This is a genomic window from Kitasatospora sp. NPDC052896, from assembly GCF_044547075.1.
GTDB lineage: Bacteria > Actinomycetota > Actinomycetes > Streptomycetales > Streptomycetaceae > Kitasatospora.
The window spans coordinates 12768-32796 of sequence record NZ_JBITZU010000005.1 but is presented as its reverse complement, the minus strand read 5'-3'; the positions used below and the strand labels follow the sequence as shown (position 1 = coordinate 32796).

Genomic DNA, 20029 nt, shown 5'->3' with positions numbered 1-20029 from the left:
CGCTGGCTATCCGCGCTCAGGCCTCAGCACACGGGCCCCAGCACTCAGGCCGCGGTCCGGCTGTGGCGACCACGACGGCGCATCGCGAACACCGCGCCACCACCGGCGACCACCAGCACACCGGCGATACCGGCGAGCAGCGGGGCCGAGCTGCCGCCACCGGTGAAGGCGAGGGTGCCACCGGTGCCGCCAGCACCGGCCGGGGTCGGGCTGGCCGAGGTGCTCGGGGTGGTGCCCGGCGCGGACGCCGAGGTGCTCGGGCTGGCCGAGGCACCGGTGCCACCGCCGGTGGTGCCGGCGACGTGGCAGTCGAGGATGCCCTTGAACTCCTGGTTCTGGCCGTTCACCCCGGCGACCTTGATGTCGTAGGACTGGCCCTGGGCGACCGGGACCGGGATGCTCTGGGTCTGGCCGGGCTTCACCGTGACGCTCTTGCCGCCACCGGTGCCGGAGAGGGTGAAGGTGTAGTTCTGGTCACCGTTGTTGGTGGCCGTGACCACGACGGCGTTCTGCGAGCAGACCACCGCGGCGGAGATCGCCGGGATCGGGCCGGACGGCGCCCAGCTGGCACCGGCGGTGGCGGAGACCGTGTCGGTGGTGGTGCCGGCCAGGATCAGGGTCTGGCTGCGGGTCCCGTTCGGGCTGTAGCCCATGAAGGCCCGGCCGACCTGGACGGCGGCGCTGGCGTTGGCCGTGATGGTGGCCTGGCCGGCGTCCGCACCGGCCGGGGCCTTCACGTAGAGCTGCTCGTTGTTGGTGGCACCGGTGAGCAGCTTGCCGCTCTGGTCCGTGAGGACGGTGCCGCTCTTGTCGGTCAGGACGACGCCGGCCGCGGCGGACTTGGCGTCGAGCGACGCGCTGACCGAGCTACCGGTGGTGCTGACGGTGATCGGGCCGAGCAGCGCACCGCTCTTGCCAGACACCGACGACGGCGTCAGGGTGAGCGAGGGGCTCGGCTCCTGGACGTCGGCGGCGTTGTTGATGAGGTAGGTGGTCAGCTTCTGCGCGGCACCGTCGACCGGCACGGCGTCCACGTGGTCGGAGAAGTGCCAGATCGCCGCCTGGGTGCCCTCCGCCGCCTGCCGCTCGTTCAGGTTGCTGACGCCGGCCTTGGCCGCCAGGTCGCTGAGCTTGTCGTCCTGCGGGAACGAGTTCTGCAGGATCCAGTTGATCTTGCCCTTGTCGGGGTTGTTCGCGAGAGAGGTCGCCGACCAGGGGTTCTCCTGGTACTTGGCGTCATCCTGGGTCTCGGTGCCGAGGTCGATGCAGTAGGTCTTCAGGACCGTGCCGTCGGCCATCTTGAGGCCGATCAGGCCACCGTCCAGGGGCCGGTCGTCCCCGTTGATGGTGACCGGGCCGCCGACCAGCAGGTTCGGCATCAGCGTTGCGGTCGCACCCGAACCGCTGCCACCGCCGTTGCCGCCGTCCGCGAAGGCCGCCCCCGCCAGCGTGAACCCGCCGCCGACCAGCATGCTCGACGCGAGCATGACAGTAGCTATGCGGGAGATACCCCGCGCGTTCTTGTGGTACATGAATGACCCCTCCGAGCAGGGCCGCGCCCATGACGGCCCGCCGTGCAATGTCACGCTCTCTGTGGCGCGACCGCACTTGTGTGAACCAGACGCATCCTATTGATTGCGCAAGATCCGCAAACCTCCACACCATCAGAACGCGGTTCCGTATCGGAATTGTTATCAAGCTCGCGGCGGACGCCGCAGACTGACCTCCCAACAGGCATTCATCACTTTGTCGACTCTCTGAGGCGCATTGCCACCCACCCGGGCAAGAAGTGACTCTGAGAGTCGTTCAATGCTCAAATTTTGCTCAACCAGAGACCGTTCCGCCGCCGCCCGCCCGGGCCCCCGAGGATCCGTCAACCCGCCGCCGCGCGGACCGCGCCCCTCGCGCACGACCGCCCGCCGGCACGGCCGGCTCGGTCGACGCACCGTCCGCCACCTCACCCACCCCACTCGGCCCAGTTCCACCAGCACCGCCGACCACACCCGTCTCCCCAACCCCCGAGGGCACCGAGCCGGCCCCGCCCGCCACCTCGACCTCCTCCGTGGCCCCCTCCGCAACTCCCGCCACCCGCACCATCTCCGCAGCCCGTCGCGCCCGCACCGCCGCCACGATCCACTCCGGCACCGCCTCCCCCACCAGCCCGGTCCCGCCCGGGACCAACTCCCCCTCGCCCCCGGCGCCCCGGCCACCCCTCGGCAGCCCCTCGCCGTCGGGACCCGCCGAGGGCGCCCCCGGCCCGCCCATCCGCGCCGCCACCAACTCCGACCGCCCCTGCACCGCCCAGCGGAACGCCGATGTGCCCCGCCCCAGATCGTGCCCCACCACCCGGGCGTCGATCTCGACGGCCGACCTCCGCTTCCCGCCGTCCTCCCACTCCCTGACTCTCAGTCGGCCGCTCACCACCACCGGGTCACCCTTGTTCAGCGAACTCACCACATTGGCGGCCAACCACCGCCAGGCGACCACCGAGACCCACGTCGTCTCCCCGTCCACCCAGTCGCCACGACTCCGGTCGTACCGCCGCTCGGTGGAGGCCAACCGGAAGTTCGCCATCGGCACCCCGCCGGCCGTCTGCACATAGCTGACCGTCGAAGCGACATTTCCGACCATCGTCACCAGCGTCTCGTTCATGACATGACCCCACGATTCCTCGCACATCACCGGATTCGACCGGCCCGGAATCGAGGATCCGCCATCACGAGAAGCGGTGCCAGCGCCTTTGAATTTCTGTGGATAACTCCCGCATGTGGATAACTTTGCCTTTTCCTGAAAGTACTATCCACATATCCGACTCACGTCGACATTCTGCGTCCATGACAAGCCAAGGTCCACAGCCCAGTCACCATGCCCCACGCGAGCCACCACAAGGACGTTCCGTGCACGTCATCCAACCCAACGAGGCGAAATCCCCGCCCCGCCGCCGCTTCTCAACCGTTACGTTCCCTGCACACCCAGCAACCATCACACCGCATCCATAACGGGTGAGGAGACAGCGTCGTAACGACTGCACAACGTCCGGCCCCAGGAGAGGCCGCAACGCTGCACCGGGAGCCTCTACCTGCGATTATCAGACCGCTCTCGCGAGGCCGACACACCCGCCCGACCAGTAGAAAGCCAACCGAAGCTGCCGTCCCCCTTATCCTGTCCCCGACAGGGCGAGGGCTTCATCAACCCCCACCCAAGGGAATAGGCACCGGAAGCCTTCGGGCCGTCGCCCGCCACCCGGGCCGCACGCCCGCCCCGCCCCCGTAGCTCAGCGGATAGAGCAGGTGCCTTCTAAGCACTTGGCCGCAGGTTCGAGTCCTGCCGGGGGCACCGCCACGGCCCGCCGATCCACCCCGGATCGGCGGGCCGTTTTCGCAGGTCAGAGCAGGTAACCTCAGTACCGCAGTGCCGACTTGACAGGAGCGCCGGCAGACCTCTCCGGCCGGCCGTCTCCGGTCGACGGCGGCGGTTTTCGGCTACCTGCGTCGAATACACGTCGAAGTTCGCCCGGGTTGCGAGGGCCTCGGAACCCCCGCATCCCGGGCGAACGCGGCTTCGGTACTCCTCTTCCTGTCCCGTGCCGCAGCCGGCGTGGACCCGCGGAAGGACCGCCGCCGCCCGCCCAGGAGGCCGCCCGGGCGGGCGGAACGCCGGAGTTGAGCCACTCCGCCGGCCTTGTGTGACGGAGGTCATACACTCGGTGCCGTGTGGGAGGTGGTGCCAGGGGATGCCGGTGCGGTCGGAGGTGGCGATGAGAGTCGTGTTTGTGCACGGGGCGTGCGTGCGGGACGGGTCGTGGTGGTGGCACCGCACCGCCGAGCTGCTGCAGGAGCGGGGGGTGCCGAGCGTGGCCCCGGCGCTACCGAGCTGCGGCGAGGCGGGCCCACCCGCCGGCGTCGGCGGTCCGGGGCTGCCCGAGGATGTCGCCGCGGTGCGGCAGGTGCTGCTGGCCGGCGACGAGCCGACCGTCGTGGTCGCCCACAGCTACGGCGGTGTCGTCACCGCGGAAGCCGCTGCGGGAGTCGGGTCGGTGCGCCACCTGCTGCTGGTCTCCAGCTACCTGCCCGAGGTCGGCCAGAGCCTGTCGGAGTTCGGGGACGGCAGCCCCGCCCCGTTCCTCGACGTCGACCCCGACGCCGGCACGTTCGGGGTCCGCCCCGAGCTGCTCGTGGACACGTTCCTGCAGGACTGCGACCCCGAGCTCCAGACGCAGGCGGCGGACCACCTCGCCCGGCAGAGCGTGCGGGTGACCGGGCAGCCGGTCGGGGCGGCCGCATGGCAGCGGTTGCCCTCGACGTACCTCGTCTGCGCTCAGGACCGGGGCACCCCGCCGCGGTTGCAGCGCGAGTTCGCCCGCCGGGCCGGCAGCGTCGTCGAGCTCGACGCCGGCCACCACCCGTTCCTGTCCCGGCCCGCAGCGGTCCGCGACCTGCTGCTGAGCCTGTGACGGCAGATGTGGCACGAGGGCCTTGCTGGGTGCCGGCGCGGATGTCCTGACCCACACCGGGCCAGAAGGCCCTCACTCGTCCCGGGATCGCCACCGCGTGAGTCCTGTCACCAACCCCGGTGGCCAGTGCCCTAGATGAACGGGTTCGGCGGGACCACCACCGGGGTTCCCGTCACGATGGTGGTGCTGTCAGGTCCGGTGGCCCCGGTCGGGCCGGTCGGACCAGTCAAGCCGGTGGCCCCGGTCGGGCCGGTCGGACCAGTCGCACCGTCGTTGCCGGCCGCACCAGTCGGACCGGTCGGGCCGGTCGGACCGTCGTTGCCAGTCGCACCGGTCGGCCCAGTCGGACCGGTCGCACCGTCGTTGCCAGTCGCACCAGTCGGGCCGGTCGGACCGGTCGCACCGTCGTTGCCAGTCGCACCGGTCGGACCGGTCGGTCCGGTCGGTCCGGTCGGTCCGGTCGGACCAGTCAAGCCGGTGGCCCCGGTCGGGCCGGTCGGACCGGTCGGACCGTCGTTGCCAGTCGCACCGGTCGGCCCAGTCGGACCGGTCGCACCGTCGTTGCCGGCCGCACCAGTCGGCCCGGTCGGGCCGATGTGCGGACAGTACGGCTCGTGGCAGCCATGACCCGACGGCGTGCCCGAAGGTTGCACGGCGCCGGCTTCCGGGCTGGTGACGCCGGTGAACAACACGGCGATCAGTGCCGCCGCGCTACCGACCGCCCGGTGCGCGCTGCGCCGGGGAAGAGGCCCTAGCGGGTGAAGTCTCATGGTGTTCGTCTCCCAAGCTGTGGACAGGTGAACGAAGGCCGTCCGGCCATGCGCGCGGTCGGGCGCGGTAGCCGACGGTGCTTCCGGGGGATCCGTACGCGCTTCACGGCGCGCAGACGGCGTAGAGGGTGACGTCGGTGCAGTTGGTGCTCCGGTTGTCGGCGAGGACTTGCCAGGTGTTGCCGGCGGCCCGGTTGGTGACCTCGACGGGTGGGCCGGCTCCGCCGCAGCCACCGCCCGGACCCATGCCCGCGGCCACGGGCCGCGACCGGTCGCGTGCTTTCGCGCCTCATCACCGACGCGCCTCCACGTCACCGGCCGGGGCGGCTGCGCCACCGTGCTGACAGGACCTCAAGGGGCTGAGACAACCCGCGCGTCAGCATAGGCGCTTTAGCATGAAATATGGCGATTCGACACCGTCTCATCTGCGTGATCCGGCCCGCGGACGAGGACGTGTGGCCGGCGGCGGCGAGGCGGACAGCAGGCATCCCTCGACAGCGGAGCGAACTCCACCGCTTCGCGGCTCCGGGCCGTGGACGCGTTGGCCTCCCCGGCCGGGGCCGGGAGGCCGACACAGGATCGACGGATCGAGGCGTCACCGGCCCGCCGGTCCACACCGCTCCTCGGTAGCCATGGAACACGGATTCAGTGCTGCTGTCCCGGCACCGCATGGGAGCGGGGAATCAGAGCGTGCCCGAAATACCATCGGCACCGCGGCACGTCCTTCGGGGCACGCCCGTTCGATCGGCGTCCCGTCCGCGCTCGGCTCCGCGGCCCACAGCCCTTACCCCGAGAGGTCGTTGTGGCATCATCCAACAATTCCCCTGCCAGTGCTTCCGGTTCCGGCCCCCGGAAGCCCACCGTCTGTCTGTGCATGATCGTCAAGGACGAGGCGAAGGTCATCGAGCGCTGCCTGGCCTCGGTGCGCGGTCTCGTGGACACCTGGGTGATCTCCGACACCGGTTCGAGCGACGGGACCCAGGGGCTGGTCCGGCGTGCGCTGGCGGGTGTTCCGGGCGAGCTGCACGATGAGCCCTGGGTGAACTTCGGCCACAACCGGACGCTGAACATCCGCCACGCCCGTGGCAAGGCCGACTACCTGCTGCTGATCGACGCCGACATGGTCGTGCGGCAGGAGGGTCCGCTGCCCGCGCCGGCCGCCGACTCGTACATGGTGCGCCACGCCGGCGACCTGGAGTACCGGGTCAAGCGCCTGGTCAGCGGCGCCGTCGACTGGCGCTACGAAGGTGCCACCCACGAGTACCTGACGTCCGACCAGCCGGACGAGGTCGCCAACCTCGACGCGCTGGTCATCGAGGACTTCGCCGACGGCGGCTCCCGGGGCGACAAGTTCGAGCGCGACGCCCGTCTGCTGCGCGAGGACCTCGAACGCGATCCCGACAACGCGCGCACGGTCTTCTACTTGGCCCAGACCATGCGCGACCTCGGCGACACCGCCGAGGCGATCGAGCTCTACCGCCGGCGCGCGCGGATGGGTGGCTGGGAGGAAGAGGTCTACTACGCGCTGCTCCAGGTCGGCGTCCTGACTGCCGAGGCCGGCGACTGGCCGGCTGCCATGGACGCGCTGCTGCACGCCTGGGAGAGCCGGCCACAGCGACTCGAGGCCTGCTACGAACTCGCCTCCCGGCTGCGCCTGATGGGCCGCTACCAGGCCGCGCACGCCTTCGCCCGGGCCGGCCTGGACCGCGACGTGCCCGACGACTGGCTGTTCACCCAGCCCTGGGTGTACCGCTGGGGGTTGCTGTTCGAGTACTCCGTCACGGCCTACTGGGTGGGTGACCCGCGTGGCTCGCTGGAGGCCTGCGGCCGCCTGCTGAACACCGCGGACCTGCCCCAGCCCTACCGGGAACAGACCCTGGCCAACCTGAAGTTCGCCGAGCGGGCCGCCCTGGTCTCCACCTGAGCTCGTGCTCGACCTCCGCGGGAGCCCGGCCTGCCGGGCCCCGTGGCCCCCTCGGACAGCGAGTGTGACGGTCTCCCGGACCTCGGCCCGTCGAGTGGCGGAGCGTCGGCGGAAGCCGGATGCCTGCCCCGCACCCGCCCATCAGCGGCTCCGGCCGAGGAGCACGTAGCCGTCCTCGTCGGCGACGTCGTGATAGCCGTGCGCGCGGTGCCAGTTCAGCCTGTTCCGCTCGATCTCGGCCGTCAGCGGCCAGCGCTTGCTCCACGGCGCCCAGGTGTCCACGATGATCCACTGCGGGTCGGGGCGGCTGGGCTCCCAGCCGAAGAGGCCGACGGTGGTGCGGTTGGTGAGCTGGGGGACCAGCACGTTGGAGGCCTGGACCGTGGCACCGTCCGGGATGCGGTCCATCAGCCGCTGGGCCACGGCGAGCCGGGGGTCGGTCCGCCAGGTGGCCGGCTGGACCAGCTGCCAGAAGGGGAACCGCGGCAGCAGCAGCAGGGTGACGGCGGTCGCGCCCGCAAGGTAGCGGCGCACGCTGTCCGGCCGCGCGCGCCGGGCGACCAGGGCGTCGACGAAGGCGGCGAAGACGATCGGCATCAGCACCAGCGAGTAGTGGTAGCCGGTGCCCCAGTGGACGTAGCCGTTCGAGGCGAAGCGCCACACCAGCGTCGGCAGCGCCACCCAGACCAGCGACGAGCGCAGCGCGAGGAACAGGGTGGGGGCCAGCACCAGCACCAGCGTCGTGGTCTTGGCCTCGGGGGTGATCAGCCCGACCGTGCCCTTGTACAGCAGGTTCCCCACACCGCCGCCTCCGCCCCGGCCGCCGAGGAAGGACCAGTAGGCGAAGTCGCCGCTCGGGTTGACGGACGGGAGCACCAGCAGGATGGCCAACAGCGAGCCGGCCAGGCCGGCCGCGGCCGTGACCAGCCCCAACCCGCGGCCACCGCGCCGGGCGACGACCAGCCCGATCGCCACCACGGTGAGCCCCAGGTCCTCCTTCACCAGGAGCAGCGGCAGCGCCCAGCACACCGCCGCCCGCAGCCTGTCCTGCCCCAGTGCGGTCAGGGAGAGGGCCAGCAGCGGGACGGCGAAGGCCACCTCGTGGAAGTCGAAGCCGATCGCGCTCGCGATGCCCCAGGAGAGGCCGTAGCAGAGGCCGATCAGCACCGCGGCGGTCGTGCCCAGCGTGCGCCGGGCCCAGCGGGCCAGCGGGGGCGTGCTCGCCGCGACCAGCGCCGCCTGCACCACGAGCAGGGTCACCGGCGAGCGCCAGAGCAGGTAGAACGGGGCCACCAGGGCCAACACCGGCGAGAAGTGGTCCCCCAGCACGGGGAAGCCGGGTGCCTTCAACTCCGAGACCGGCAGGTGTCCGTCCGCGTAGGAACGGATCACCTGCTCGAAGATTCCCAGGTCGTAGCTGTTGGACAGCATCCGCTCGTGGATCCGCACGGACAGCGTCGTGTAGACGAGGAAGAGCGCTCCGGTCAGCGCCCAGATCCACCGGGCGCCGGGCTCGGCGGGAGCCTCCCGGGCCGGCTCCGGTCGCCCGCCGGGTCCGGACTGCCGCGGTGGACGTGTGGTGCTGCTGCCGGTGGGGAGCGCCTGCATGACCACACCTTCCGAAAGCCGGTACCGATGCCGGTGGCATCAAGACGGATGGCATCAAGATGGCAGCACCGGTCCGGGGTGTGGCCGGCGGGACTTTCCGGGCGCCCCAGAATCAACCGAATGGCCGTGCGGGAGCCGGCCGGCTCGCGTCCGTCGCCAGTGGCGGGGTACGGGCTGCGCCAGGTGGACCAGTGACTCCTACCCGGCCGGGCCGCACGGCTCCTCCGGCTCCGTGCTCCTCGCCACCGGCGTCCGCGCGATCGACACGGCGCACCGCCGTCGGAGCGGCCGTCAGATGCCGGTGACCGTCCCCGCGACGATCCGCACCTCGCCGTCCACCCGCGCGGCCAGCGCCGCCGCCAGCCGTTCGGCGCGTGGCTCGCCGAGCAGGGCCAGCGCCTCGTCGACCGGGGCCCAGCGGTACTCCGCCAACTCGGCCGCCTGCAGCGTGATCCCGGTACCGACCGGGACCGTGCCGGCGTCGAAGACGAAGTGCACCGCGGGATGGTCGAGCCGCTCGGACGGGTGGGTCCAGGAGACCACCAGCAGCCGGCCCGGCTCGCGGTCCAGGCCGGTCTCCTCCAGCAGTTCGCGCCGGGCGCACTGCCGGGCGTCCTCACCCGGGTCGATCGTGCCGCCGGCGAACTGCCAGCCGGGACGGTAGGTGGGCTTCACCACCAGCACCCGGCCGGCCTCGTCGGTGAGCAGTGCCGCGGCGGCGGTGTAGGAGCGCGGCAGCGAGGCCAGCCACCGCTCGCGCGGGAGCAGCGGCTCCCGCCGGTCGTCAGCCATGTCGCTCCTCGGCCGGATCGTCGCGTCCCGGGCATTCAACCACGGTGCTCCGACACTGCGGGACGCCGCCGTCCAGCGCGCCGGGCCGGCCTGCGAGAGTGGGCCCATGACGGACCAGATCCTGCTCGCCGACCGCACCGAACTGCCCACCGGCACCACCGGCCTGCGGCTGTACGCCCCCGACCCGGACCCCGCCGACGGGGTCGCCGTCCTGCTGCTGGACCGGCCGGAGCGGCGCAACGCCGTCACGCTGGAGATGTGGCGCCGGCTGCCCGCCGTGCTGGCCCGGTTGGCGGACCGGCCCGGCGTCCGCGCGCTGCTGCTCACCGGCGCGGCGGGCACCTTCAGCGCCGGCGCCGACATCGCCGAGCTGTCCACGGTCTACGCCGACCCGGCCGCCGCCGATGCCTACCACGCCCAGAACGTCGCCGCCGAGGAGGCGCTGGCCGGCTTCCCGCACCCGACCCTCGCGGTGCTGCACGGCTCCTGCGTGGGCGGCGGCTGCCAGTTGGCGGCCGCCTGCGACCTGCGGTTCGGCGCCGAGGACGCCCGACTGGGGATCACGCCGGCCAAGCTCGGCGTGGTCTACCCGGCCGTGCCGACCGCCCGGTTGGCCCGGCTGGTCGGTCCGGCCCGGGCCAAGTACCTGCTGTTCTCGGGCGAGTTGGTGCCGGCCCGACGGGCCGAGCTGTTCGGCCTGCTGGACGAGGTCCACCCGGCCGACGAACTCGACGCCCGGGCCCTGGAGTTCGCCCGGCTGCTGGCCCGGCGCTCACCGCAGACCATCGGTGCGGCCAAGGCGGCACTGGCCGCCGAGGACCCGGCCGCCGCGCTGGCGCCCTGGGAACGCCGGTCGCGCGAGGCGCCGGACGTCCGGGAGGGGCTGGCCGCCTTCCTGGAGCGCCGCGAGCCGCGGTTCTGAGCCCCCGACGACGGCGCCTCAGCGGATCGGCAGCCCCGAGATGGTCCGCGCGATGACCAGCCGCTGGATCTCGCTGGTCCCCTCGAAGATGGTGTAGATCGCGCTGTCCCGGTGCATCCGCTCCACCGGGTACTCCCGGGTGAACCCGTTGCCACCGAGCAGCTGCATCGCCTGCGAGGTGACCCACTTGGCGGTCTCGCCCGCGTAGAGCTTGGACATCGAGCCCTCGGCCGCGGTGAACGGCTGCTGGTTGGCGGCCATCCAGGAGGCCCGCCAGACCAGCAACCGGGCGGCGTCGATCCGGGTCCGCATGTCGGCCAGGGTGAAGGCGACGCCCTGGTTGTCGATGATCGGCCGGCCGAACTGCACCCGGGTGCGGGCGTAGTCGAGCGCGACCTCGTAGGCGGCCCGGGCGATCCCGACCGCCTGCGCGCCGACGGCCGGCCGGGAGGCCTCGAAGGTGGCCATCGCCGCGTTCCGACCCGGAGCGCCCCCGCCCGAGCCACGGCCGGCCGCCGTCCCCGCCGCCCGCTCGCGGGCCCGGGCGAGCCGCTCGTCGAGCTTCTCCTTGCCGCCGAGCAGGCAGTGCCCGGGCACCCGGACGTCGTCCAGCACCACCTCGGCGGTGTGCGAGGCGCGGATCCCGTGCTTCTTGAACTTCTGTCCCTGGGAGAGCCCGGCGGTGCCCGGCGGGACCACGAAGGAGGCCTGGCCGCGGGCCCCGAGCGCCGGGTCCACGGTGGCCACCACCACGTGCACCGCGGCGATCCCGCCGTTGGTGGCCCAGGTCTTGGTGCCGTTCAGCACCCACTCGTCCTTCGCCTGGTCGTACACCGCGCGGGTGCGCAGCGCCGAGACGTCCGAGCCGGCGTCCGGCTCGGAGGAGCAGAACGCGGCGACCTTGACGTCGTCCGGGGTGCCGAACATCTGCGGTGCCCAGGTGCCGATCTGCTCGTCGGTGCCGTTGGCCAGCACCGCGACGGCGGCCAGCGTGGTGCCGACGATGGAGAGGCCGAGGCCGGCGTCGCCCCAGAACAGCTCCTCCATGGCGACCGGGATGCCGACGCCGGAGGGGTCGAAGTACTGCTGGGCGTAGAAGTCCAGCGAGTAGATGCCGATCTTGGCGGCCTCCTGGATGATCGGCCAGGGGGTCTCCTCGCGCTCGTCCCACTCCGCGGCGGCCGGGCGCATCACGTCGGCCGCGAAGCCGTGCAGCCAGTCCCGCACGGCGAGTTGGTCCTCGCCGAGCTCCATCGAGAAGGGACTCATGGTTCTCCTCCAGGGGTGACGGCCGGGCGGGGCCAGGCCACGCCGCCCGGGTGTTACCGGGGGTAACATCGAGGGAGTCTGCTACTGATAGGTAACGGATGTCAACGAGCGCACGGCAGGGCGCAGGAGGAGACGGAGGGGCCGGTGGCAGCCCTGGAGGAACCGCGCAGGGAGCAGTTGCTCAACGCCGCCGACCGGGTGGTCCGGCGGGACGGGCCGGGCGCGAGCATGAACGCGATCGCCGCCGAGGCCGGTATCACCAAGCCGATCCTCTACCGGCACTTCGGTGACCGCGGCGGCCTGTTCCGGGCACTGACCGAGCGCCACACCGCCGGGCTGCTGGCCGCCGTGCGGGCCGCGCTCGCCGAGCCGCTGGAGCGGCGCGAGCGGGTGGAGCACGTGCTGGACACCTACCTGGCCGGCATCGAGGCCCGCCCGCAGGTCTACCGGCTGCTCACCCACCCGGAGGCGGGTGATCCCCAGGAGGTGGGCAACGCACTGGCGCCCGCACTGCGGCAGATCGCCGAGGAGATCACCCGCGCGGTGACCGCCCAGGTCGATCTCGGACCGGACGGACCGCTGCTCGCCGAGGCCTGGGGGCGGGCGATCACCGGCATGGTGCTGGCGGCCGGGGACTGGTGGCTGGAGCAGCGGCCCTGCCCGCGGGCCCGGATGGTGCAGGCACTGGCCGACCTGCTCTGGGGCCGGCTGGCGGCCGCCGCACCGCTGCCCGTGGCAGCGCTGGCCGTCGCACCACCGGCCCCGGCACCGCCGCCCTCGGCGGACCGGGCCTGAAGCCGGCCCCAACTCCCCCGCGCCCGCGCCCTTGTGCGCCCTCGCGCCATCCGGCAGGATCGGCCCGCGCCACCCACCGCCGGGCGCCTGGCCCGGCTCCGCCGTGCCCGTGCGAGGTGTCCGTGCGCGTCCGCCGTACCGCTGCCGCCGTGTCGCTGGCGCTCGCCGCCGCGCTCTGTGTCTCCGCCGCGCCGACGCCGGCACCCGCCGTCCCGGCCACCCGAAGCGCCCTCGCGCAGCCCGACTTCCCGACCGGGAGCACCACCACGCCGGACGGCCGGACGCTGTTCACCGACTCCGCCGGCCGGACCGAGCTGCTGCGCGGCTTCGACCTGGACAAGTACGACGAGACCACCCGGGCCGACCTGCGCGCGATCGCCGACCACGGCTTCACCCTGATCCGGGTGGCGATCTCCTGGGACCGCCTCGAACCGGCTCAAGGCCGCTACGACCAGGCCGAGTTCGGCAAGCTGCGGCAACTCCTCGACTGGGCCGACCAGGACGGCCTGCTCGCCCTGGTCGACTTCCACCAGGACGTCTACGGACCGGAGTTCGGCGGCGGCCAGGACGGCATCCCGCCCTGGGCGACCCGGGACGACGGGCTGCCGTTCACCCCGGTCCCCGGCGACTGGTTCGCCGGCTACTTCGAGCCGTCCGTGCAGGCCGCCTTCCGGCACCTGTACGACGACCCCGACCTGCGCCGCTGGCAGCAGGACTTCTACGCCCACGTCGCCGGTGAACTACGTGGTCAGGCATCGCTGTTGGGCTACGACCTGTTCAACGAGCCGTCCGGACCGTTCGACGGCGACCCGACCGACCCGGCGGTCCAGGTGGCCTCCGCGGCGGCGCTGGAGCAGGGCCGGCTGGCGGCCATGTACCGGCGGCTGATCGGCGCCGTCCGCGCGGTGGACGACCGTGCCTGGCTCTTCGTCGAGCCCACCGTGCTGGTCGGCGAGGGGGTGCCGACCCAGCTGCCCGGCTTCACCGACCCGCGGCCCGGCGCGGCCCGGATCGGCTACGCCCCGCACTTCTACGACACCGCGGTCGAGGGCGGCGCCGACTGGAACCCCGCCGACGGCTTCATCCAGGCCTACACCGCGGCCATCACCGGCTACCCGCGGGCCCACCGGCTGCCGGTGCTGGTCGGCGAGTGGGGTCCGCCGCAGGCCGCGACCCCGGGCAACGCCGAGCTGGTCCGCCGGCAGGTCGCCGCGCTGGCGGGCTTCGCGACCGGCTGGGCGCTCTGGTACTGGTGCCGGGGCACCGGCGGCTACTGCGCGCTCGGCCCGGACGGCCGGCCCGCGCCCGGGGACGGCCCGGTGTTCGCGCCGTACGCCCCCGTGGTGGCCGGGCTGCCGCGCCGCGAGTCCTGGGACGGCGCCCGCTACACCCTGGAGTTCAGCACCGGACCGGGCGGCTGGACCGAGCTGGCCGTCCCGCCCGGTGCCCGGATCGCCGTGCGCGGCGCGGGGCCGGCCGTCGTCACCGCCGGCCGCCCGGGCCGGGCCCGGGTGCTGCTGCCGTTCGCCCGCCCGGGCACCACCGCCGTCCTGACCGTCACCGGCTGACCGTCACCGGCCGGTCAGAGCAGGTCCGCCCGGGCCGCCTGGATGCCGGCCTGGAACCGGGTCCGCGCGCCGAAGCGGTCCATCAGCTCCCGTACCCAGCGCTGCACGGTCCGGGTGGAGACTCCCAGCTGCCGGGCGATGCTCTCGTCGGTCAGCCCGGCGGCCAGCAGTGCCAACAGCTGGCCGTGCCGGTCCTGCGGGGGCTGCGCCGAGTCGGGCGCGGGCAACCTCATCGCCCGTGACCAGTACAGCTCGAACAGCCCGGTCAGCGCCGCCAGCAGCGAGGACGGCCGGACCAGCAGCACGCTCTGCAGCTCGGTGCCGGCGCTGACCGGCAGCAGCGCCCACCGGTCGTCCACCACCGCCAGCTTGAGCGGCAGTTCGGGCAGCACCCGGGCCTGCTCGCCGGCCTCGGCGAAGGTCCGGATCTCGGCCATCCGCTCGGCTTCGCGCAACACCCGGCTCTCGTAGACCGCCCGTATCTGCACCCCGCGGGCCAGCGCGGCGAGCTCCAACTCCGGGTCCGAGCGCCGGATGTACGGCGGCTTGTCGAGTATCCGCAGCTGGGTCCGGACGCCGAGCTGGAGGGTCCGCCAGAGTTCGGCGACGGAGTCCCGGCCGGTGATCACCTCGACCAGCTCGCCGGCCGAGGAGGCCGGCCGGGAGCTGCGGTAGTTGCGCATCAGCTCGTTGATCCGGCCACGGGTGCGGCGCAGTTCGACCTCACGCCGCAGCAGCAGCTCCTCCAGCGCGACGTCGGGGGCCGCGACGCTCCACACCGGGCCGGCCGTGCCCGGCCGTTCGAGCAGCCCGCAGTCGGCCAGCCCCTCCAGCGCGGTGACCGCGCGGTCGGTGCCGACCCCGAGCGCCGCGCCCAGCTGCTGCGCGGTACCGCTCGGCGCGCTCAGCAGATGGAGGTAGAGCAGTTCCTGGTCGGCGGTCAGGCCCAGTCCGCCGAACCGCCCGGTCCGCTGCTCGGGCACGCCGCACCTCCCCTGTCCAGCGTCGTTCCGCCCGACTGTGGTGCACCGTCGAACGGAAATCAAGGGATTGGCGAAATGACATGTTTCCGCCATGTCGCGTTCCGGCCTGTTCCCCCACCTTCCTGCGGGTCGGCCACTGACCGCACGCTGAGCCGCATCACTCCCGCGCGCCGTCGGCCCCACCCGGCGGCGCGCTCCCCCATCGGGTGCGCCCCCAAGCCGCGCCCACCCCAAGGAGTCCCCCATGTCCACGTTTCGCGCCAAGGCCGTCCCGGCCGCACTCGCCGCGCTGCTCACCGTCTCCGGCTTCGCCCTCGCCGCCCCCGCGAGCGCCGCCACCCCCACCGCCACCCACGCCGCGGCCGGCCACTTCCGGTACGGCAACCCGTCGCACCACCGTTTCGACGGCGGCAGCAACTGGGGCGGCTACATCGCCCAGGGCAGCAACTTCCAGTCCATATCGGGCTCCTGGACCATGCCGCAGGTCCAGTGCAACACCAGCAACGACCTGTTCGCGCCGTGGATCGGCATCGACGGCTACGGCTCGCAGACCGTCGAGCAGACCGGCGTCCAGGTGGACTGCTCGAGTGGCTCCCCGGTCTACTCGGGCTGGTACGAGATGTACCCGGCGGCACCGGTGTACTGGGGCGGCCAGGTGAACGCAGGTGACGTCTTCAACGCCAGCGTGACCACCGACGGCAGCGGCAACTACACCCTCACCCTGACCGACACCACCCAGGGCTGGACCCAGAACACCCAGCAGTACCTGGACGCCCAGAACGTCAGCGCCGAGGCCGTCATCGAGTCGCCGAGCCAGAGCTACCCGTCCTTCAACAAGCTGGACTTCTCCAACCTCACCGTGAACGACCAGGTCTTCGACAACTCCAACCCGCAGGCCATCGACAGCGGCCAGTACACCGAGACCCCGCTGCAGAACGGCGCGTTCTCCATCGTGCCCGCCGGCAACGGCGGCTTCTAGGGCCTGCCCGGCGACGCCCCCGATCGGCCGGTGCCCCGCGGGTGAACCCACTCCCGCGGCGCACCGGCACACCACCACCGGCGCTCAGCCGGCCAGCCCGCGCCGCGCCAGCAGTGGCGCGGTGTCGGGGTCGCGGCCGAGCACCGCGCGGAACGCGTCCAGCGCGGGCACGCTGTCACCGCGGGAGAGCAGCTCGCGGCGGAACAGCTCGCCGCTCTCGCGCAGTTCGAGCCCGTTGCCGCGGAACCACTCCACCGTGTCGGCGTCCAGCACCTCCGACCAGATGTAGGCGTAGTAGCCCGCGCTGTAGCCACCGACGAAGACGTGGTTGAAGTAGCCGGTCCGGTAGCGCGGCGGCACACCGGGCACCGCGAGACCGGCCTCCTTCAGCACCTGGGCCTCGAACTCCTCGGCGTCGTCGACCCGTTGGCCGGCCGGCAGGCTGTGCCAGGCCCAGTCCAGCACGGCCGCCGCCAGGTACTCCACGGTCCGGAAGCCCTGGCCGAAGTGCTCCGCCGCCTCCAGTCGCTCGACCAGCTCGGCCGGCAGCGGCTCCCCGGTCACGTGGTGCCTGGCGTACTCGGCCCGCACCTGCGGCCAGCTCGCCCACACCTCGTTGACCTGCGAGGGGAACTCCACGAAGTCGCGGGGCACCCGGGTGCCGGCCAGCATCGGATAGCGCACGTCCGAGCAGAGGCCGTGCAGCGCGTGCCCGAACTCGTGGAAGAGCGTGCGGACTTCGTCCATGGTGAGCAGCACCGGCTCGCCGGGGGCCGGCTTGGCGATGTTGAGGACGTTGAAGACCACCGGCCGCCGGTCGAACAGGCCGGCCTGGCCGACCAGTTCGTCCATCCAGGCCCCGCCGCGCTTGGACGACCGGGCGTGGAAGTCGCCGAGGAAGAGGCCGAGCGGGCGGCCGTCCGCCTCGAAGACCTCGAAGACCCGGGTGTCGGGGTGGAAGCCGACCAGGTCCGCGCGCTCCCGGAAGGTCAGCCCGTAGAGCAGGCCGGCGGCGCGGAACACGCCGTCGTGCAGCACCCGTTCCAGCTCGTGGTACGGCCGCAGCGCGGTGGTGTCCAGGTCGTACTCGGCCTTGCGGACCTGTTCCGCGTAGTAGGCCCAGTCGTGTGCCGCGAAGTCCTCGACACCGTCCGCCGCGGCGGCCCGGACCAACTGCTCGGCCTCCCGCTCGGCGTTGGCCACCGCGGCCGGGATCAGCCGGGCGAAGAGCTGCTCGACGGCGTCGGTGCTGCCGGCGGTCTGGTCGGCCACCACGTAGGCGGCGTGGCTCGGGTACCCGAACAGCGCGGCCCGCTCGGCTCGCAGCTCGGCCAGCCGGGCGGCCAGCGGGCCGTTGCTCCCGGTGGCCCGGTCCAGCGAGGCCGTCAGCAGCCGGCGGCGCACCTCGCGGTCGGTCAGCCAGGCCAGCTCGCTCTGGTTGGAGAAGCTCTTCAGGCTCAGCACGTACGTGCCGTCCCGGCCGAGCGCCCGACCGTTCTCGGCCGCGGCGGCGATCGCGTCGGGCGACAGCCCGGCCAGCTGCTCGGCCCGCTCGAGCACCACGGCGCCGGCCTGGTTGGCCTCGAAGATGTTCCGCTCGAAGAGGCTGGAGACCTTGGCGGTCTCGGTGTTCAGCTCGCGCAGCCGCTGCTGGTCGGCGGCGGACAGCCGGGCGCCGGCCCGGACGAACTGGTCGTGGCGGCGCTCCAGCAAGCGGCGCGACTCCGGGTCCAGGTCCAGCTCGTCGCGCCGGGCGTGGACCGCCTCGATCCGGGCGAAGAGCGCGGCGTCCAGGTGGATCGCGTCGCTGTGCGCGGCCAGCCGCGGCCGGAACTCGGCCTCCAGCTCCTGCACCACCGGGTTGGTGTGGGCCGAACTCTGGTTGTCGAACACCACCAGCACCCGCTCCAGCAGGCTGCCGGTGCGCTCCAACGCGACCAGGGTGTTCTCGAACGTCGGCGGGGCACCGCCACCGGTGATCGCCGCGATCTCCGCCAGCTGCTCGGCCATGCCCTGTTCCAGCGCCGGACGGTAGTGCTCCTCGCGGATCTCCGCGAAGGGCGGCAGCTGGTAGGGCAGCGGGCTGGGGGTCAGAAACGGGTTCTGCGTCATTCCGCTGACCCTACGCGCCGCCCGCCGGGCCGCAAGGGCGCGGGGAGCGTGCCCCGACGCGCCGGACGCGCGCTGTCGGTCCGACCCGCTACGGTCGCACTGACATCCGAGCTCACCTGCCCCGAGAGGAGGCCGCCATGGCACCCCGGATCGCCCTCGTCGCGGACCCGCACGGCCCCGGCGGCCGACTGCACCGCCTCTCCGAGGACGGCGCCCCGCTCGGCGGCCCGCGCACCGTCGCCGACCTGGCCGCCGCGGTCGCCGAGCTGGAGGCCGCCGAACACCCGCGCTGGGTCTGGGCCACCGCCGACTCCGGGTACGTCCCGTTGCTGCCCCGGCTGCCGCACCGGCTCGGCCGCTGCCATGACCTGCGGCTGGTCGAGGGCCTGCTGCTGGGCCACGAGGACCGCTTCGGGCAGCCCCGCTCGCTCGGGGCCGCCTGGGCCCGGCTGCGGGGCCTGCCGGTGCCGGACGACCTGCCCGAGGCCGGCCCCACCGACGACCAGGACACCCTGTTCGCCCCCGACCGGCTGCAACTGCCGCCCGGCACCGACCCGCTGACCGCCGTGCTGGCCGTCCACGCCGACCAGCAGCGCCGGCTGCGGGCGATCGAGGGCGAGGCCGAACGGTCCCGCTTCCGGCTGCTGGCCGCCGCCGAGTCGGCCGGCGCGCTGGCCGCCGCCGAGATGGCGCACGACGGCCTGCCCTGGCGCACCGAGGTGCACGACGCGCTGCTCGCCGAGTTGCTCGGCCCCCGGCCGAGCGTCCCCGGCGCCCGGCCCACCCGGCTCGCCGCGCTCGCCGAGCAGCTCCAACAGGCGCTCGGCGGGCGGCCGTTCAACCCCGACTCGCACACCCAGGTGCTGCGCGCCTTCGCCGAGCGGGGCATCCCGCTGACCTCCACCCGTTCCTGGGAGCTGCGCCAGGTCGACCATCCGGCCGCCGAGCTGGTGATCCGCTACAAGGAGCTGGCCCGGATCCACACCGCGCACGGCTGGGCCTGGCAGGAGGCCTGGGTCCGCGGCGGCCGGTTCCGGCCGGAGTACGTGGTCGGCGGCGTGGTCTCCGGCCGCTGGGCCAGCCGGGGCGGCGGAGCGCTGCAGATCCCACGGATCCTGCGTGGCGCGGTGGTCGCCGATCCGGGCTGGCGGCTGGTGGTGGCCGACGCGGCCCAGCTGGAGCCGCGGGTGCTCGCCGCGCTCTCCGGCGACGTGGGGCTGGCCCGCACGGCGGCCGGCGGCGACCTCTACCAGGCGCTGGCCGCCACCGCCTTCCAGGGCGACCGGGAGAAGGCCAAGCTCGGGCTGCTCGGCGCGATGTACGGGCAGACCAGCGGCGACATCGGCATCCTGCTGGCCACCCTGCGCCGCCGCTATCCGCAGGCCATGGGGTACGTCGAGGCGGCCGCCCGGACCGGGGAGGAGGGCGGGATCGTCCGCTCCCGGCTCGGCCGCAGCTGCCCACCGCCGTCCGCGGCCTGGCTGGACCTGACCGAGGCGGCCGGGCCGGGGGCCGAGGGTGCCGACCCGGCCGGTCGCTCGGCCCGCGCCCGCGGCCGCTTCACCCGCAACTTCGTGATCCAGGCCAGCGCGGCCGACTGGGCGCTGGCCTTGCTCGCCGCGCTGCGCCGGCGGCTGCTCGCACTGGACGACGCCCCCGCCGGCCGGCCACACCTGGTCTTCTTCCAACACGACGAGGTCGTGGTGCACACCCCGGCCGCTCTGGCGGAGGAGGTGGCGGGCGCGGTCGCCGAGTCCGCCGTGGAGGCCGGCCGGCTGGTCTTCGGTGACTCCCCGGTGCGGTTCCCACTGAGCACCGCCGTGGTGGAGTGCTACGCCGACGCCAAGTGACCTG

Annotated in this window: 15 protein-coding genes and 1 tRNA gene; 8 read left to right on the top strand and 8 right to left on the bottom strand. The window is 73.2% G+C overall.

Annotated elements, in window-relative coordinates:
* Positions 1-44: 44 nt before the first annotated feature.
* Positions 45-1487 carry a Cys-Gln thioester bond-forming surface protein gene (locus tag ACIGXM_RS12845; protein ID WP_396559962.1) on the bottom strand — a complete coding sequence of 481 codons (1443 nt, stop codon included), beginning with the start codon at positions 1485-1487 and terminating at the stop codon, positions 45-47.
* Between the two features lie 337 nt (positions 1488-1824).
* A complete protein-coding gene (locus ACIGXM_RS12840; protein ID WP_396560683.1) occupies positions 1825-2631 on the bottom strand; it encodes a single-stranded DNA-binding protein in 807 nt (268 codons plus the stop codon).
* 632 nt (positions 2632-3263) lie between these two features.
* On the opposite strand from ACIGXM_RS12840, the gene ACIGXM_RS12835 reads away from it, so the two are divergent.
* Positions 3264-3336 (top strand) — tRNA-Arg (locus ACIGXM_RS12835).
* 421 nt (positions 3337-3757) lie between these two features.
* Positions 3758-4453: an alpha/beta hydrolase gene (locus ACIGXM_RS12830; protein WP_396559960.1), complete on the top strand. Its 696-nt coding sequence runs from the start codon at positions 3758-3760 to the stop codon at positions 4451-4453.
* A gap of 873 nt (positions 4454-5326) precedes the next feature.
* Here the strand turns inward: ACIGXM_RS12830 and ACIGXM_RS12825 are convergent.
* Positions 5327-5482, bottom strand: coding sequence for a hypothetical protein (locus ACIGXM_RS12825; protein ID WP_396559958.1), 156 nt, complete (start codon positions 5480-5482; stop codon positions 5327-5329).
* 615 nt (positions 5483-6097) lie between these two features.
* Between ACIGXM_RS12825 and ACIGXM_RS12820 the strand changes: the two genes are divergently transcribed.
* Entirely contained in the window at positions 6098-7147 is a 1050-nt protein-coding gene (locus ACIGXM_RS12820) for a glycosyltransferase (RefSeq protein WP_396559956.1), read from the top strand.
* 141 nt (positions 7148-7288) lie between these two features.
* Here ACIGXM_RS12820 and ACIGXM_RS12815 read toward each other — a convergent pair whose 3' ends face one another.
* Entirely contained in the window at positions 7289-8755 is a 1467-nt protein-coding gene (locus ACIGXM_RS12815; RefSeq protein ID WP_396559954.1) for a DUF2079 domain-containing protein, read from the bottom strand.
* 291 nt (positions 8756-9046) lie between these two features.
* On the bottom strand, positions 9047-9547 hold the full coding sequence (locus ACIGXM_RS12810) for an NUDIX domain-containing protein (protein ID WP_396559952.1): 501 nt from the start codon (positions 9545-9547) through the stop codon (positions 9047-9049).
* Between the two features lie 106 nt (positions 9548-9653).
* Between ACIGXM_RS12810 and ACIGXM_RS12805 the strand changes: the two genes are divergently transcribed.
* On the top strand, positions 9654-10469 hold the full coding sequence (locus ACIGXM_RS12805; protein ID WP_396559950.1) for an enoyl-CoA hydratase/isomerase family protein: 816 nt from the start codon (positions 9654-9656) through the stop codon (positions 10467-10469).
* 18 nt (positions 10470-10487) lie between these two features.
* Here the strand turns inward: ACIGXM_RS12805 and ACIGXM_RS12800 are convergent, their stop codons facing one another.
* Positions 10488-11738 (bottom strand): acyl-CoA dehydrogenase family protein, encoded by a 1251-nt coding sequence (locus ACIGXM_RS12800; RefSeq protein WP_396559948.1) that lies wholly within the window; start codon positions 11736-11738, stop codon positions 10488-10490.
* A 144-nt stretch (positions 11739-11882) separates the two neighbouring features.
* On the opposite strand from ACIGXM_RS12800, the gene ACIGXM_RS12795 reads away from it, so the two are divergent.
* Positions 11883-12533 (top strand): TetR family transcriptional regulator, encoded by a 651-nt coding sequence (locus tag ACIGXM_RS12795; protein ID WP_396559946.1) that lies wholly within the window; start codon positions 11883-11885, stop codon positions 12531-12533.
* A gap of 122 nt (positions 12534-12655) precedes the next feature.
* Positions 12656-14101, top strand: a complete 1446-nt coding sequence (locus ACIGXM_RS12790) for a glycoside hydrolase family 5 protein (RefSeq protein ID WP_396559944.1) — start codon at positions 12656-12658, stop codon at positions 14099-14101.
* 14 nt (positions 14102-14115) lie between these two features.
* Here the strand turns inward: ACIGXM_RS12790 and ACIGXM_RS12785 are convergent, their stop codons facing one another.
* Complete coding sequence (locus ACIGXM_RS12785; RefSeq protein ID WP_396559942.1) at positions 14116-15084, bottom strand: helix-turn-helix domain-containing protein; 969 nt, start codon at positions 15082-15084, stop codon at positions 14116-14118.
* Between the two features lie 244 nt (positions 15085-15328).
* Between ACIGXM_RS12785 and ACIGXM_RS12780 the strand changes: the two genes are divergently transcribed.
* Positions 15329-16063 carry a G1 family glutamic endopeptidase gene (locus tag ACIGXM_RS12780; RefSeq protein WP_396559940.1) on the top strand — a complete coding sequence of 245 codons (735 nt, stop codon included), beginning with the start codon at positions 15329-15331 and terminating at the stop codon, positions 16061-16063.
* 84 nt (positions 16064-16147) lie between these two features.
* Here ACIGXM_RS12780 and ACIGXM_RS12775 read toward each other — a convergent pair whose 3' ends face one another.
* A complete protein-coding gene (locus ACIGXM_RS12775) occupies positions 16148-18175 on the bottom strand; it encodes a M3 family metallopeptidase (RefSeq protein ID WP_396559938.1) in 2028 nt (675 codons plus the stop codon).
* Between the two features lie 137 nt (positions 18176-18312).
* Here ACIGXM_RS12775 and ACIGXM_RS12770 point away from each other — a divergent pair, with 137 nt between their 5' ends.
* The gene (locus ACIGXM_RS12770) at positions 18313-20025 is read left to right on the top strand and encodes a bifunctional 3'-5' exonuclease/DNA polymerase (RefSeq protein WP_396559936.1); all 1713 of its coding nucleotides are present in this window, start codon (positions 18313-18315) and stop codon (positions 20023-20025) included.
* The last annotated feature ends 4 nt before the right edge of the window (positions 20026-20029 follow it).